Source organism: Paenibacillus polysaccharolyticus, assembly GCF_023714295.1.
GTDB classification, from domain to species: domain Bacteria; phylum Bacillota; class Bacilli; order Paenibacillales; family Paenibacillaceae; genus Paenibacillus; species Paenibacillus polysaccharolyticus_A.
Map to the genome: position 1 here is coordinate 56153 of NZ_JAMAUN010000013.1, position 16427 is coordinate 72579.

The window sequence follows — 16427 nt, forward strand, 5'->3', positions numbered from 1 at the left end:
GAAATCTGAGAAGAATGGAGGGCCCCGTATTGAGCAGGAAGTTAAATCTGATATTACGTCTAAGAGAGTTTATGCAGCGTAAGCCCAAAACACTCGCCTTTAAAATTCCCTTTGCGTACTTTGTTATTATTCTGCTAACGGTGGCGTTTAGTGCGCTGGTGTTGAACCGTATTTCGGAGAATGACGCGCAGCAGAAGATCAACGAAGCGTCTCTGCAGACGATTACGTCGATCCAGACGAATGTCAATCTGATGATCGAGAATGTGAACAATTATTCGAAAATGATTTTCTCCGATCCGAACCTGCAGAACCTGCTGAGGCAAGGCAATGTATATTCTAATTTGCAGATGCAATCCAAGGTTAGTTCGTATTTGACCAATCTTATGCAAGCGGTTCCAATTATTGATTCGGTCTATATTTACGACAATTCGGGACACCGTTTTTCGGTGGGCACACAGCAGTGGCCGGCTTTTCTCGAAGCGAATGTGAAGAATGCACCGTGGTATGAGCAAGCTCTAAATTATAAAGGGCGATACCTACTCAGGCTAAATGGCGGTGACAGCAACGAAAACGAAGCCGGATTCGGAACGGTAGCGGAGAACATGAACAACACCGTATACACACGGGCGGATGAAAAAGAAAATAAACGACAGAACTCCCCTAATCATGAATTTGCTAACAAAGTGACAAGCAACAACTCGAATAGTAATGATCAAGTTAATGAGCAATCTAATAGAGAAAATCATGAAAACAATATCAGTATGGACAGTAAAAATACCAACAATATAACCTATATTCATAATGTCCGCAGGCCCCCGGCTACCGGAAGAAGTTTAGAAATGGAGACGGAGAAGGAAACAGAACAGGGGAAAGAAAAAGAGAAAAAAAATGAAAATGAGAAACCAAAAGAGAAAGTGGTCTCTTTTATTCGTTTAATGCGCGACCTGGACGATACCTCTCCACTCGGCTTTCTCGTCATGAATATCAAAGAGAAATCCATTGCGCAGGCTTATGCTAATCTACCGGCATCTGATTCATTTCAGGTAGCCATTCTGGACGAGCATCAGCAGATTATCGCATCGAATGCCACTACAAATACGGCAATAAACACCATGATAATTGCTGTAAAGAATGCAGATTCTACTACTTCTTCAACACCTCTGGCATACACAGCCTCATCAAAATCTACCGCACATACAGCAACTCCAACAGCTACAGAATCAGAAGAGGTAATTCCATCTGATGCATCCTCGTCCACAGCTCAGAAACAAGCAAGTATGCAAGAGATTTTAGAGGCCAATCAAGCAAAGTTAAAACAGGCATTTCAGGAACAGCCTTCAGGCGTTCTGACTCTACATTCCGGAGGACAAGATTACGCGGTGACCTACCACTCAGCAGGTGAAGATCAGTGGAAATACATCAGTATGAGTCCGTATCGTGCAACAGATACCCGTAATACTTCTCTGGTTCTGCTTGCTTTTATGCTATTGGCGGTGAACGGGTCCGTCTTTTTTGTCAGTTCTTTTATTATCTCTCGCAGCGTCATCAAGCCGATTCATAAGTTACTCCGATCCATGCAAAAAGCACCCAGTGGCAACTTCCGCAAAGTGAAAGTGGAGCTGAACAGTTACGAATTCGAACAGCTGTATAGTGGCTACAACCAGATGATTGAGCAGATCGAGCAGATGCTGAGTCGCATTATTCGGGAACAACAGACGATCCGCCGAGCGGAGCTAAACACGCTCCAGGCACAGATCAAACCGCACTTTCTGTACAACACACTCGACTCGATTACTTCTCTGGCGATGTCGGGTATGAACGATAAAGTGTGCGAGATGCTGGAGGCTCTTGGAAGTTATTATCGGCTGAGTGTGAGCAAAGGCAATGAGGTCATCACACTACGCGAAGAGGTTGAGATTGTACGTCACTATCTAACCATTCAGCAGGTGCGTTATCCGGGTGTATTTGAGGTGCGGTACGATATCGATCTGGACTGTGAGCAGGCAATGATTCCCAAACTCGTACTCCAACCTCTGGTGGAAAATTCACTCTATCATGGCATTCGCGCCAAAGGCAGCTCAGGCATTATACGTATTCAGGCGCAGCAATCGGGAGATAGCGTTACTCTAACACTTACGGATGACGGTGCGGGTATGTCCGAGGAACAAGTACAGCAGATTGAGCGCACAGAAAAGCACAAATTCTTAAGGCCTGTGCATGATCAGTCAGAGTCTAACTCCAATGTGAATGCAAGCTTTGGTCTGTGGGGAACGATGGAACGGCTGCGTATATTTTATGATCGTGAAGATGTGTTGAATCTTAAGAGTGTGCCTGGAAAAGGAACCACCATAACCATTACGATCCCGAAGGGAGACGTTGGATCATGGAACCATTAAAAGTACTGCTCGTGGATGACGAATATCTCATCCGAAATCTCCTACGTATGCGCATCGATTGGCAGGAACAAGGCATGCAGATCGTTGGCGAAGCCTGTGATGCGGCAGAAGCCTTAGAGCAGATAGAGTTGTTACATCCCGACATCGTATTCACGGATATTTATATGCCCAAGATGGACGGCATTGAGCTGAGTGGTCTCATTTTGGAGCGTTATCCGAACATCAAAATTGTAGTGGTGACAGGACACGATGAATTTGAATATGCACGTCAGAGTGTGAAGCTGGGCATATCCGATTTTATTTTGAAACCGATTCGAGCTACTGAATTATTACAGGTTACCACCAAGTTGCGAGCGGCTATCGAGCAGGAGAGAGGAAGGGAATATGAGCTGTCCAAGCTGCGAGAGGAGATGAAGCGCAGTCTGCCGTATCTCAAGGAACGTTTTGTGAATCAGTGGCTGCAAGGGGTGTTGCATGAGGAAGAGGTGCGGGAACAGGTGCGTTTCTTCGGCATTCCAATCGCTGCAGACAATCCGCAGTCTCGAGTAGCCATCATCGAGGTACAGGCCACGTTACCTTCACAAGCGGAGACTACTACAGAGGAAGTTCAGATCCTGCTGCGTATGAATGGTTTGAAGCACGTACAGACCTATTACCAGCAGGATATATACAAAATCATTGTCATGGACACACACAATCGTATTGTCATCCTTACGACTCACCCTGATGCCAAGCTAACCGAGCAAGCTGAGCAAATTCTGGGAGAACTTCGATGTCTGCTGAAAGTTGACGGTTCCGAGGCAGACGTAACGATCGGGATTGGACAGCTGTACTCCGGGTGGGAGAGAGTCTGTATCGCTTACCGTGAAGCATGTCTTGCTCTGGATTACCAGACGTTTGTGGGGAAAAATCAGGTCATCTGCTTCGAGGATCTCGTGATCGAAAGCGATCAACAAAGCCAGCCGTATCGCTCGGATAAAGGGCTTCTAGAGCAACTGCAATTCTGCATTAGCGTTGGTGCGAGAGAGGAGGCAGTATCTTTACTTCAACAGATCCTTGCTGCCCCATTCTCCAAACCAGCACAGTTCCGCATGGCGGCTATGGATGTAATTACTGAATGCCAACGTGCAGCCATGGAGCAGCAACTTGAGGGTGAGCAGGTATTCAACCAGGAAGCTGTTGCCATGATGCTGATGGCAGAGCATTTACCAGACTTGAGGGCGATGCTGGAGCAACATGTCCGGGCCATATCGGGTGTGATTAAAGACAAACGACAAGCGAAGGAAGTTAATTTAATCGATCAGGTCAAGGCGTATTTGGAAGAGCAGATGAGCAATGCAGAGGTGGGATTGTCGAGTACAGCCGCGGCTTTTTACGTAAGTCCGGGTCACTTGGGGCGTTTGATGAAAAAAGAAACCGGGCAGACGTTTGTGGAATATTTAACGCAGCTTCGTATGAAGAAGGCCGAATTATTGCTGAAGCAGACGGATTTGAAAGGGTATGAGATCGGGGAGCAGGTAGGTATCCCGGACCCGCATTATTTCAGCGTGTTATTCAAAAAACAGTTCGGCCGCTCTATGAACGAGTACCGAAACGTCCGAAATTAACCCGGTATATTTCAAAATGGTCACGCTTTCAATTGTGTTCGAATATTACAAGTCGATGCCTGTTTTCTAAATGGAGCGCAGTGCGAACCACTACTAAAATATGGATAGAACCAATAAAAAGATCAGGGAGGTCATATGATGAAAGCGCTATTAAAGAAATCGTTAAGTCTATTTTTGGCTTTGGGACTTGCGGGTAGTCTGGGGGCTTGTTCGTCCGATTCGTCCGGCGGAGCACAGGGAGAAAGCAATGGCAAGATCAAGCTGACGCTGTGGGATCAATCGGTTGGTACAACAGACCCGTCAGCCAAACTACTGCCTGAGATTGTGGAGAAATGGAATAGCGAGCATCCCGATATCCAGGTTGAACGTACAGGTACAACAGGTGAACAATACAAAACGAAAGTGAAAACATCCATTGCAGCTGGTGAGTCACCAGACCTGTTCTACGGAATGGGCGGGGGCAGCTTCATGCAGCCCTATATTAAATCCGGTAACGTACTGGAGATTACGAGTTATCTGACGGACGATATTAAGGAACGAATGGGTCCGGGGATGGCAGAAGCCATTAATATGGATGGCAAAATCTATACGCTACCTGTGTACACACACATCGCCAACCTTTACGTGAATACGGAGCTGTTTGAGCAGGCGGGTGCCAAAATCCCGACTACATATAACGAGCTGCTGGATGCTGTCAACAAACTGAAAGCGGCAGGAATTACCCCGGCTGTGATTGGTGAAAAAGACCGCTGGCCGGGCATGTACTGGTATGACATGATTGCGATGCGCCAAGCGGGGAATACGGCGGTGATCGAGGCGTTCAAAGATCCGTCCAAGTGGGATTCACCGGACTTTGTCGCGGCGGCTACCAAGATGCAGCAGTTGGCACAAGCCGGAGCATTTAACAGCAGTATGTTCAGTATGAGTTATGACGAGATGCTTGGCGCATTTAATGCAGGCAAAGGAGCTATGATGTTCCAAGCCAATTGGGTGAATGCAGGTATTGAAGACCCGTCTGCCTCGGCAGTCAAAGGCAAAGTGAAGGTGATTCCGTTCCCGGTATTTGAGGATGGCAAAGGCACTAGCACTGAAATCTTTGGCGGAGCTGTCGACGGTTTCTATATCAGCCAGACGACCAAACATCCGAAGGAAGCTACGGAATTCCTCATGTATCTGAGCGAGCAACTAGGCACACAAGGTTTCCTGGCGGGAGCGGGACTGCCAAGCTGGAAAACCGATTCACTCGACACGTCCAGCTTGTCTTCACTCGATCTGTCCGCGGCGGACATTATGAAAACGGCTACCTCGTTTATCGCCTGGTGGGATAACATTCTGCCAGCCGAGTCTGCGGAAGCACATAAAAATCTGATCGCACAGCTGCTGGCTGGTGACGTGACGCCAGAGGAGTTCTGCAAACAGATGGCGCAGCTGAAACCAACGGAGCTAAGTCTGTAGGCTAAACAGGCAAGCAAGTATAGGCTTATGCTACGTGCGCGCTCATATACACTTGTAAACCATCAAAATAATGCCCAAACGAGGCGTGATCCGGGATTTCCGGTCACGCCTTTGAGAGGAGAAGAGTCATGAACTCTGTATTTTCCAATAAAGGTACGATTGCCGTTTTTGTATTACCTACACTGATTCTGTTCTGCGGCATTGTGCTGATTCCGATCTTTGTCTCCAGTTATTACAGTCTGCTCGATTGGAATGGCGTGGGGAAAGGCGCGTTTATCGGTCTGGACAACTATGTGGAGATGTTCAAGGATACCCGAGTGATTAACTCGATCAAAAATTCCCTGCTCTTTGCAGGAGCCTCCGTATTCATTCAGTTGCCGATCTCACTGGTGCTGGCGTTGATTTTGGCATCCAACGTTAAGGGAGAGGGTTTCTACCGAACGGTGTATTTCATTCCTGTACTGATCTCTACAGTCGTTATTGCCCAGTTATGGTCGAAAATTTATAATGCCGATTACGGTCTGCTCAACGTGATGCTGCAAAACATTGGTCTATCCAGCTGGGCGCAGGATTGGCTGGGTCAGAAGGAGACGGCTCTGACGGCCTCCTTCATTCCAACGCTCTGGCAGTACATGGGATATCATATGTTGCTGATGTACGCTGGGGCAAAATCCGTTTCCCAGGATGTATTGGAGGCGGCACGAATTGACGGCGCTTCCCGGATGCGTGTGGCATGGTCCATTATGATCCCGCTGATGAAGCCGATTCTGAAGGTGTGTCTTGTATTTTCGGTGATCGGGGCGTTTAAGGTGTTTGACCTGATCTATGTGCTGACAGGCGGCGGACCGTTTTACAGTACAGAGGTGCCGAGCACGCTGATGTACGCTACCATTTTTGACACGTTCCGGTACGGATACGGCAGTGCTATTTCTGTTTTTATTATCGTGGAATGTCTGGTGTGTACCATCCTTATTAATTCGTTGTTTAAGACAGAGTAGAGGGAGGGAAGACGTATGAGTACGGTTAACAATATCATGTTGCAAAAAAAGCCCCAGCCTCGGCGCTCCCTCACCGGAGCTATCGGCAAAGTGTTATTGCAGGCGTTTCTGATCCTGATCGCCGTCATTCAGATCTATCCGCTGATTTGGCTGGCACTGTTTTCCCTGAAGGATAACAGTGAAATTTTCAGCGGTGACGTGGCAGGGCTACCCAAAGCCTTTCTGTGGAGCAACTATACCAAGGCGCTGTCTGATGGGCATGTCCTGAACTATTTTATGAATAGCGTGCTGGTCACGGCAGTCTCCATTATTCTGGTGCTGATTCTGTCCTCGATGACGGGATACGCGATTACAAGAATGAACTGGAAGCTCAGTGGGCTGACGATGACGTTGATTCTGCTCGGGATGATGGTGCCGATCCATGCGGCGCTGCTGCCGTTATTTATTATTTTGAAAAACCTGAGTCTGCTCAACAGTTACTGGGCCTTAATCATTCCTTATGTAGCCTTCGGCATTCCGATGGCGGTCTTCATCCTGGGCAGCTTTTTCAAAGGTATCCCGAGAGAGATGGAGGAGTCTGCCGTTATAGACGGATGCGGGATTTACCGCACGTTTTTCTCCATTATTTTGCCACTCGTAACCCCGGCGATCTCCACGGTAGCGATATTTACATTTTTGTCGTGCTGGAATGAGCTGATGTTTGCGGTCACGTTTATTAACAATACGGCGTATCAAACGCTGACGGTGGGTATGATGTCCATGGTTGGAACGTACATTACGCAGTGGGGTATCATTGGCGCGGGTCTAATGATTACGACCGTACCGACGGTTGTGATCTATCTGCTCCTGAACAAGCAGGTGCAGAAGAGTATGATTGCTGGTGCGATTAAAGGTTAGCTTTTTGCTAGTGTGATTACTATATAAGTTCAACTATTTTTTACACAAAAACGGAAAGGACAGAAAAAAGCTGGATAAGCGAAGCTAAAAGCTTTCTGAAAGAAAGCTACACCGGAAGCATACGCCTCGCCTTTATCACCGGATTTTTCCTTTTAAAAAGGGGAATCAAAAAATCTGGGGATAACAGCGATTGGAGGGTTGTTCTGTCATTGGAGTGCTTGTGTAAACATATCAAGTTCAACTTATATGGACTAGACCCCAGCTTCCAGCCGTGGAATAATAAGGGGGAGTTGATCTGAGCAGTCAGAGAGGGGAATGTGGTTACATGATAGCGCAGTTAGTTGAGCAGGTATCTGTACAGGAAAAGGTTGTAGCTTTTACGTTTGATGATGGCCCGCATCCGGTGTATACCCATCAAGTGCTGGACATTTTCCGCCGTGCAGGCGGGCATGCGACGTTTTTCATGATCGGCAAGGAGATGGAGGCATACCCGGATATTGCGGCACAGGTGCATCGTGAAGGCCATGAGATTGCCAATCATACATACACTCATCCGAACCTGACCGAGCTTACGCTGGATGAGGCCGGGGAAGAATTGCGGCAAGCAGAACGCCTTGTTCAAGAAGTCAGGGGTAATTCTGCCCGCAGCTTCCGTCCGCCTTATTTTGGCGTGAACGAGGACATTCTAGCTCTGGCTGCGGAGCGGGGTTACCGGACGATCGGTGCGGTGAACGGCGGTGCACAGGATTGGGACAATCCCGGGGTTGAACACATTTTGGAGCATACTCGTTCCGTGGTAAAACCCGGCAGTGTTTTGATCTTCCATGACGGATACGGGGAACGTTCCCAGACCGTAGAGGCGGTGCGTGTGCTGGTGGAAGAACTGACGGCGGAGGGATATCGCATGGTCACGGTGAGTGAATTGTTAAGAATGGCCGAGTGACATGGTGTAAGCTGTAAAATGAAGTGAAGTGTCATAAAATAGAACAGACCCGTCAATCTATAGATTGATGGGTCTTTTTATTGTGTAAATGGATGTAGAACATCTTCCATGTGTTTTACTTTACTATAAAATCTGCTCTATAATAGTAGGCTAAACTAGACTGCGTCAGGAGGAAACTATGGATTTTATCAAAAAACAGTTAACGGAACTAGGCATGACTGAGCCCTCCATCGGGTATGTTTCCAGTGTAATCATGATTATTTTTATTGCGCTGATCTCGATGATTGCCAATTATATTGCCAAACGACTTGTGCTTAAGGCCGTGCATCGGATTGTGAGCCATAACCGGTTCAAATGGGGGCATATCGTTGTCCAGAAACAGCTGTTCCAGCGACTTTCCCATCTTGTGCCGGCTATTATTATCTATTACACAGCTTACATTTTCCCGGGTTATCAGGCTTTGATTGAAAAAGCGGCCATGACCTACATGATTGTTATCATGATTACGGTGCTCAATGCATTGCTTAACGTGTTCGATGATATTTATCGTACCTATGAAGTGTCCAAAATTCGCCCGATCAAGAGTTACATTCAGGTAGCCAAAATTGTACTGTTTATCATCGGCGGTATTATCGTGATCTCCAGTCTGGTCGGACAGAATCCGTTGATCATCCTCAGTGGATTAGGTGCATTATCAGCAGTATTGATGCTCATCTTCAAAGATTCCATTCTGGGTCTGGTCGCGGGTGTGCAACTGTCATCCAATGATATGGTGCGAGTAGGCGACTGGATTGAGATGCCAAAATACAACGCGGACGGCGATGTCATCGACATTACATTGAATACGGTGAAAGTCATGAATTTTGATAAGACGATTACCATGATTCCGAGTTATGCGCTGATCTCTGACTCGTTCCGAAACTGGAGAGGCATGCAAGTGTCCGGTGGTAGACGGATTAAGCGGAGCATTTTTATCGATATCAGCAGTATCCGATTTTGTGACGAAGAGATGGTGGCTGAGTTCGAAAAAATCCACTATTTAAACAATTATGTAACGTCGAAATTAAAAGAGATTGAAGCGTACAACGAGGAGCATCAGGTGAATCGGGAAAGTAATGTGAATGGCAGACAACTCACCAACATCGGTGTGTTCCGTGAATATATTCATCAATATTTGCGACATCATCCGAAGATCAATAAGGATATGACGATGATTGTGAGACAGCTTGCTCCGGAGGATCGCGGATTACCTCTCGAAATTTATGCGTTCAGCAATGATACCAACTGGGCTGTATACGAGAATGTCCAGGCAGACATTTTTGACCATATCTTTGCAGTCGCATCAACGTTTGGGCTACGTGCCTTCCAGAATCCAACAGGCCATGACATTGTACAGCTCAAGGAAAATAAAGAATATGTGCCAGAATATTAATGAGGTATCCTACCCATCAAGTACTTTTTGAAGTGACTCTCCAATTCTTGCATCGTTTCATGATATAGTTCTAATACGTAGCTCAGAAGATATTTAGATAAGCCATTAACCTCTCCGGTTGATGGCTTTTGGTCTGTGATATAATAGGGCATATTTTGAGGACGTAGAATGATGCGAGGCAAGGTTCGGGAACAGGTACAGGCAGGGGGACATGAGGATGAAAAGCTCTAGCGAATGTAACGCTCATATTGAGCAGTGGAATCGATCAGCCGTGCGGTTGCAATGTATTCGGTCTTATCGTGCACAACATGAGGCAGTGCCAGATATGTCCGAGTTTGAAGCACATACGGGGTTTTTCTTTATTCTTACGCATGGAGAGATCGGAGTGAGGGTGTCGGATGAATTGGTTCATTGCCGCTCACCTTATATTTTCTATGGAGGAGAGGACAAGAGCACGAGTTTTGAAGCGCCGGATCACCATCAGGAATGGGCCGGATATCTGGTTCTATATACATTGTTATCTGCATCATCAGAGGGTCAGGAGAAGTTAACCCATTCTTATGGATTTACACCAAACGCGATGCTGCCGATTCAGGAAAAATGCGAAGCGATGGAACGTCACTGGAACAGTAATGAACTTTTAGATCAGCTACAAGCCCAATCTATTTTCTTGCCTATGGTGTACGAGGTTTTGAGCCAGAAACTGCAGACATTGGCACAACCAGAGCATACTAAAATCAACATGGTTACCGACGTTATCAAATATATCAAAGCGAACTATAGGGAGTCCATTACAGCGGAGAAACTGTCAGGCAGATATGATTGCAGTACAAGTTATTTATCGCGTTTATTTCGCAATCAGATCGGACTAGGGCCAATCGAGTATCTGATTCATGAGCGTGTCCACCGGGCCAAGCAGCTACTGTTGAAGTCGGATGCACGGATTCAGGATGTGGCAAGCAAGGTAGGCTATTCAGATGTATATTATTTCAGTCGTTTATTCAAAAAGCACACCGGTCACTCCCCGCTTCAATTTCGCGCGGAACATAAGCCGCAAGCCGCTGAGGTTCAGAATAATCCATTACGCCGTTTGGAATCGTCCATTGTATCCCTTCCCTTTGATTCTCATAATGAGAATGAGTCTTATTATCAACGGAGTGAGGAAGGGGATACATCCATGTTTCGATTTTCAAGACCTGCCTTTGGAGCGATGATGGTACTATGTACATCGTTAATTCTTAGTGCATGTCAGGCAAACAATTCCACAGGAGGGGCTGCGGCAGCTCAAGAGCCTGCAAGCCAGACAGCGACGGCGACCGCATCAGACAGTACTGCCGCGGAAACGAGAATTTATAAACACTTAAAAGGCGAAACAGCCATCCCTGTGCATCCACAACGTGTTGTCAGTTTCTTTCATCTTGGCGAGCTGATCGCGCTTGGCGTGAAACCGGTGGGCACAACGACATATGTTTTGGAAAATCCACACATTAGCGATAAGACAGGGATTACCGATATCGGCATACCGCCAGATGCGGAGAAGATTCTGTCCCTCCAACCAGACTTGATTGTAACAACACCTGCATTAGCCGAGATTGTGGAGGGTGGGTATGATGCACTGAGCAAGATTGCCCCAACCATTGTGATCGAGCAGAATAACGAACCCATCAAAGATATTGAGATGTTTGGGGATATTCTCGGTAAACAGGAAGAAGCGAAGCAGTGGAATGAGAAGTTTACAGCCCAAATCGCAGCGTACAAAGCGAAAATCAGTCCTTATATTCGTGCGGATGAAACGTTCTCTATACTAAACGTACGTCCAGATGCCCTTTTTGTATACGGAGATACGAATATGGGGGGCAATATTATTTATAAATATCTTGGGCTGAAGCCGGCAGCCAAGGTAGAGTCGGACGTCATTCATGGCGAAACATGGGAGGTATCCAGCGAGGTGATTCCCGATTTTATCGGTGACCGTCTGTTCCTGGCTGTGAATAAGGGTGCTGAGGACAAGCTCAAGGATGTACAAAAGCTGATCGATGCATCACCAGCGGGGAAATCAGGCCATGTGTACTCTATTGATTTTGACCAGTTCCTTCCGAGTGACCCTATTGCGGTAGAGAAACAACTGGACATCATTACAGATCTAATTATAGGAGATGGCAAATAGGACGTGAGCTGCCTGCCTGAATTGATTCAAGCCGGCGTGAAGGGGTAGAATAACGAGAGAATGCTTTATATTTCCAGTGCTGTTCAGGAAAGATCATACCACCTTTTACAAAGGAGAGTTCTCGAATGAATCATATCCCGGAATACACGTTGAATGATGGCTTGAAATTGCCTGCGATTGGATTTGGTACGTACAGTTTGAAAGGGGAGGCAGGGGTTCGATCCGTTGCGTCTGCGTTCGATGCAGGGTATCGCTTGATTGATACGGCATACAACTATGAAAATGAAGCTACCGTGGGTAGAGCAATCAAACAAAGCTCCATCGCGCGCGAGGATCTGCTCATTACCTCCAAACTGCCGGGCAGATATCATGCCTATGACAAAGCGCTAGTCGCGATTCAGGAATCGCTGTACAGAGCCGATCTGGACTATTATGACCTGTATCTGATCCACTGGCCTAATCCCAAGCAGAATATGTATGTAGAGGCGTGGCAAGCTTTAATTGAAGCGAGAAAACGCGGATATATCCGCTCCATCGGTGTCAGCAACTTCCTGCCTGAGCACAATGAACAGCTGATTCAAGAGACGGGTGTTGCACCGAGCCTGAACCAGATCGAGCTACATCCCTTCTTCGATCAAGCGAAGCAGCGGGAGCAGGATGCGAAGCATGGCATTGTGAACGAATCCTGGAGTCCCATCGGACGTGGGAATGATGCTTTGCAGGATATTTTGAAGGACGAGAATATTGTTCGCATTGCAGAAACGCACGATAAAACGCCTACACAGATTATATTGCGCTGGCATATTCAGCTTGGCTCTATTCCGATTCCGAAGGCAGGTTCCTTAGAGCATCAGCAAGAGAATATTAATATTTTTGATTTTGAGTTGAACGATGAGGAGATGCAGGTCATCGCTACGTTTAATCGTGCAGATGGACGATTGTGGAATCAAGACCCGAGTGAGTACGAGGAATTTTAAGAGATAACTGAGATTACTGAGTATTTAAATAGAACGCATAGAAAAAGAGTGCCCTCGTCCATAAGGATAAGCGGCACTCTTTTGGTATATCGAACGATGAATCGGCTAGCAACTAACCAGATTCCCGAACTCGTCTATGCACGGACATCTTCTGGGATTCGCCACTTTATAACAAGCCTGCTGCTCAGCTAGATGTCTATACGCGCGGAATACGGAACGTCAGAATTTCATATGGCTTAATGTCAAAAGCAATACGAGCATTCTCTACACGGCACTCTGCTTCGATATTCTCCAGCAAATCACATGCGTATGCTGTAGCACCTGTTCCCTCAGGCAATTGCAGGTAGGCACGGCTGCGGCGGCCATGGGCTTCATAGATACGGATAATCATGTCGTCGTTGTCCTCGGCTTTTTTGATAACCTCCAGCACGACATTCTCCTGATCTACAGAAGCAAGTGACCATGTATCCGGCAATGTTCCGGTTTGTGAATCTATCTCCAGACCAACCAATGGACGGTTAAGATCATAAGCTGCCTGAATAACACGTCCCTCACGGAAATCCCCCTGATGCGGATAGAGGGAGTAAGTGAACACATGCTGCTCTTTATCGGCATTTTCGTTCGGATAGGTTGCGCTCTTGATCAGGGATAGACGCATCACCGAATTGTGAATGTCGTATCCGTATTTGCAGTCATTCAGCAGGGCAGCCCCGTAACCGCTCTCGGCAAGATCGGCCCATTTCTGACCACACACCTCAAAACGAGCCTGATCCCAGCTTGTATTGCGGTGTGTCGCGCGTTCCACGTTACCATACTGGATCTCATAGACGGCTTTTTCACTCCAGATATCGAGCGGGAAGGCAGCTTTCAGCAACAAATGCTCCTGTTTCCAGTCTACGAAGGTGCGGAAGTCGATTCGCCGTGTATGTGCGTAGAAAATGATAGTTTGTTCAACGACAGAGTCCAGGAAATTTCTTTTCACTTGAAGCACGGAACGTACCGGGCCGCTTTCTACCCATTCCATCGATTGCAGGTCATTGATCTCCCACATATGCTGTTCATAATAATCGTCAATGTTCCATGCCTCATACTCTGCGGGACGATCCTCGAATACTTGCAGTACATTGCCACGCTCGCCGGATTGAAGCAGTTCACGCCCCTCCAGCTTGTCCCACACGGATACAAATTCAGCACTTTCATTCAGGCGAATGTCATACCAAGGGGTTTCGATGGATTGCTGCTCGGACTGCCACTGGGCAACCGATACACCTGCACTGCCAAGATCAGCGGCGGTATCTGGCGTGATGCGGAACGTTTTATATCCTGATGCAGGCACATTCTCGGCAAGGAATACAAGTCCGCCTTCTGGCGTGTACTGACTTGGTACAGGACGATCTCCATCGTATACTGTTACTTTTTTCGCAAAAGAAGGCAGTTCCACCACATCTGTCCGTGCAAAACCGGTTGGATTAAAGACAACGATGGCTTCGCCGTTCGACGTAATCTGGCTTACAATGCCGTTCAAAGCGCTGCTCTTCAACTCGTCCGTGACACGCAGCACCTCTTCATATTGCTCCTGCGAATCGATGTATACTTGCTCAATCGAACTGCCTGGCAGAATATCATGGAACTGATTCAGCATCGTCAGCTTCCAAGCGTGTTCCAATGCGTCGGTTGGATATGCAGCGTGTGCATCCGCTTGACGTTGAATCATGGAGAACAGCTCGGCATCGGACAGTGCAAATTCGCTGTGACGATTATATTTTTTATTACGAGCCATAGACGTGTACGTACCGCGGTGATATTCCAGATACAACTCGCCTGACCAGCGCGGAACCGAACGTACGCCGTCTAAATTCTGCTCTAATTTTTCGAAAAATTCACGCACAAATGTACGTTTCACTGTTGGTACGCCAGGGAGTCCTTTTTCAAGACGTCTGCCGTGCTCGAGCATTTCCTCGGTTGGTCCACCGCCGCCGTCTCCGAAGCCGAAGCATTGCAATACATCGGTGTTGATGGTTTTGTTCTGATATCGCTGCCATGTGCCTTTCACTTGGGAAGCATTGAATCGTCCGTTGTATGTGGTCTCGAAACGGTGCTTTCCGAATTCAGGGTGGGGAATATAGTCTTTGGCTGTAATAAAATGCGTCAGAACCTCCGAACCGTCAATGCCTCTCCAGTACATCGTATCGTTTGGAATCTGGTTGGTATCATTCCAGGCAATTTTGGTCGTCATAAAATAATCGATCCCGCTCTTGCGCATAATCTGCGGCATCGCTGCGCTATAACCGAATACATCGGGCAGCCAGAGCACACGGTTCTCTACGCCGAATTCTTCCTTGAAGAAACGTTTGCCATAGATAATCTGACGGATCATCGATTCACCCGAGATCAGGTTGCAATCTGCTTCCAGCCACATCGAACCTTCTGCTTCCCAGCGGCCTTCGGCCACTTTTTCTTTGATTTTCTCATATAAAGACGGAAAGTCGGCTTTCAAGTATGCGTAGAGCTGAGGCTGGGAGGACATGAAGGTGTACTCCGGAAATTTATCCATCAGATAGAGCACACTCGCGAAGCTACGGATAACCTTCTCCCGTGTCTGATCCAGCGTCCACAGCCATGCCACGTCAATATGAGTGTGACCAATGCAGTGAACGGTCGGGATATGATCACTGTCGGGGCGAGTTTCTCCATAGATATGGTTTTGCAGATACTCGCGTGCTTTCAGTACGGATGCGTGAAAAGCCGTGCTGTTCTCTTGGCGTAAATCGAGCAGATTTACAGCTTCGTTCAGCTGTTCGATCAGCTTCAGGCGCTCCAGATCATCCTCGCGTAGCAGATCTGCCGCATCCAGTGCAGCCTTTAAGTCATAATACAAATTCGAGACAGGCTCATGATGCTCGGCAATATATACGTTCAGGAAAACATCGGCTGCGGACGTACTGCAATAGGCGTACAGCGCCAGTTCAAACTCTTCCCCTTTGACTGCGGAAGGCGTCAGGTCGATCTCGGTATGATTCACATCCAGACCACAGATCAGCTCTCCGTTCAGGAAGGCCAGAAACTGCGGGTTATCATAGTTCCAAATATCTGTGGCACCGGTAACGATGGCGCAGACGACCTTTTTTCCTTCCAGATGGTCGGGAATCTGAATGCGGGTTTTGAAGCAGCTATGTACATCCTTGCCGCCCCAGCCGTCCCCTTTGCGGAACACGTTCCATGAAGAAGGATCTTCATGCACGAGATCCCATGTATGGTATCCGCTCTCTTTATGATAAAGCTCGGGTATATATGTCTTTGACGTTAATCGTGCACTTTCCAAGTGTTTCACAATCGTTTGGATTCGAGTAGACAAGGAATTCAATTTCATATGTGTTTCCCACCTTGGTATTTAGTAAGTACAGGCTGTAAGGGCTACTTCAACAACAATAGAAGCTTAATTATTGAAAACGCTGACATTTTAACTTTATCATATCAAATCAGAAATGATTGAAACTACGTAATGTATGCTGGAAATTCCGTATTTTTATTGCATTTCATGCTAAAATGAAGGTA

Annotated in this window: 10 protein-coding genes; 9 read left to right on the forward strand and 1 reads right to left on the reverse strand. The window is 47.1% G+C overall.

Annotated elements, in window-relative coordinates; all coding sequences use genetic code 11:
• Positions 1-29: 29 nt before the first annotated feature.
• From M3629_RS24145 to M3629_RS24185, 9 genes are all read left to right on the forward strand, one after another.
• Complete coding sequence (locus tag M3629_RS24145) at positions 30-2396, forward strand: sensor histidine kinase (protein ID WP_353056775.1); 2367 nt, start codon at positions 30-32, stop codon at positions 2394-2396.
• Positions 2384-4003 carry a response regulator transcription factor gene (locus M3629_RS24150; RefSeq protein ID WP_251510960.1) on the forward strand — a complete coding sequence of 540 codons (1620 nt, stop codon included), beginning with the start codon at positions 2384-2386 and terminating at the stop codon, positions 4001-4003. The genes M3629_RS24145 and M3629_RS24150 overlap by 13 nt, the downstream gene beginning before the upstream one ends.
• 135 nt (positions 4004-4138) lie before the next feature.
• Complete coding sequence (locus M3629_RS24155; RefSeq protein WP_251510961.1) at positions 4139-5458, forward strand: extracellular solute-binding protein; 1320 nt, start codon at positions 4139-4141, stop codon at positions 5456-5458.
• Between the two features lie 128 nt (positions 5459-5586).
• Positions 5587-6456, forward strand: a complete 870-nt coding sequence (locus tag M3629_RS24160) for a carbohydrate ABC transporter permease (protein ID WP_154984848.1) — start codon at positions 5587-5589, stop codon at positions 6454-6456.
• 15 nt (positions 6457-6471) lie between these two features.
• Positions 6472-7353 (forward strand): carbohydrate ABC transporter permease, encoded by an 882-nt coding sequence (locus tag M3629_RS24165; RefSeq protein ID WP_222592195.1) that lies wholly within the window; start codon positions 6472-6474, stop codon positions 7351-7353.
• A 325-nt stretch (positions 7354-7678) separates the two neighbouring features.
• Positions 7679-8296, forward strand: a complete 618-nt coding sequence (locus M3629_RS24170) for a polysaccharide deacetylase family protein (protein ID WP_251510962.1) — start codon at positions 7679-7681, stop codon at positions 8294-8296.
• A gap of 178 nt (positions 8297-8474) precedes the next feature.
• The gene (locus M3629_RS24175; RefSeq protein ID WP_251510964.1) at positions 8475-9728 is read left to right on the forward strand and encodes a mechanosensitive ion channel family protein; all 1254 of its coding nucleotides are present in this window, start codon (positions 8475-8477) and stop codon (positions 9726-9728) included.
• Between the two features lie 217 nt (positions 9729-9945).
• Complete coding sequence (locus tag M3629_RS24180; protein ID WP_251510965.1) at positions 9946-11895, forward strand: AraC family transcriptional regulator; 1950 nt, start codon at positions 9946-9948, stop codon at positions 11893-11895.
• A 125-nt stretch (positions 11896-12020) separates the two neighbouring features.
• Positions 12021-12872 (forward strand): aldo/keto reductase, encoded by an 852-nt coding sequence (locus M3629_RS24185; RefSeq protein ID WP_251510966.1) that lies wholly within the window; start codon positions 12021-12023, stop codon positions 12870-12872.
• A 196-nt stretch (positions 12873-13068) separates the two neighbouring features.
• Here M3629_RS24185 and M3629_RS24190 read toward each other — a convergent pair whose 3' ends face one another.
• Complete coding sequence (locus M3629_RS24190) at positions 13069-16242, reverse strand: alpha-mannosidase (protein WP_251510967.1); 3174 nt, start codon at positions 16240-16242, stop codon at positions 13069-13071.
• Positions 16243-16427 lie beyond the last annotated feature (185 nt).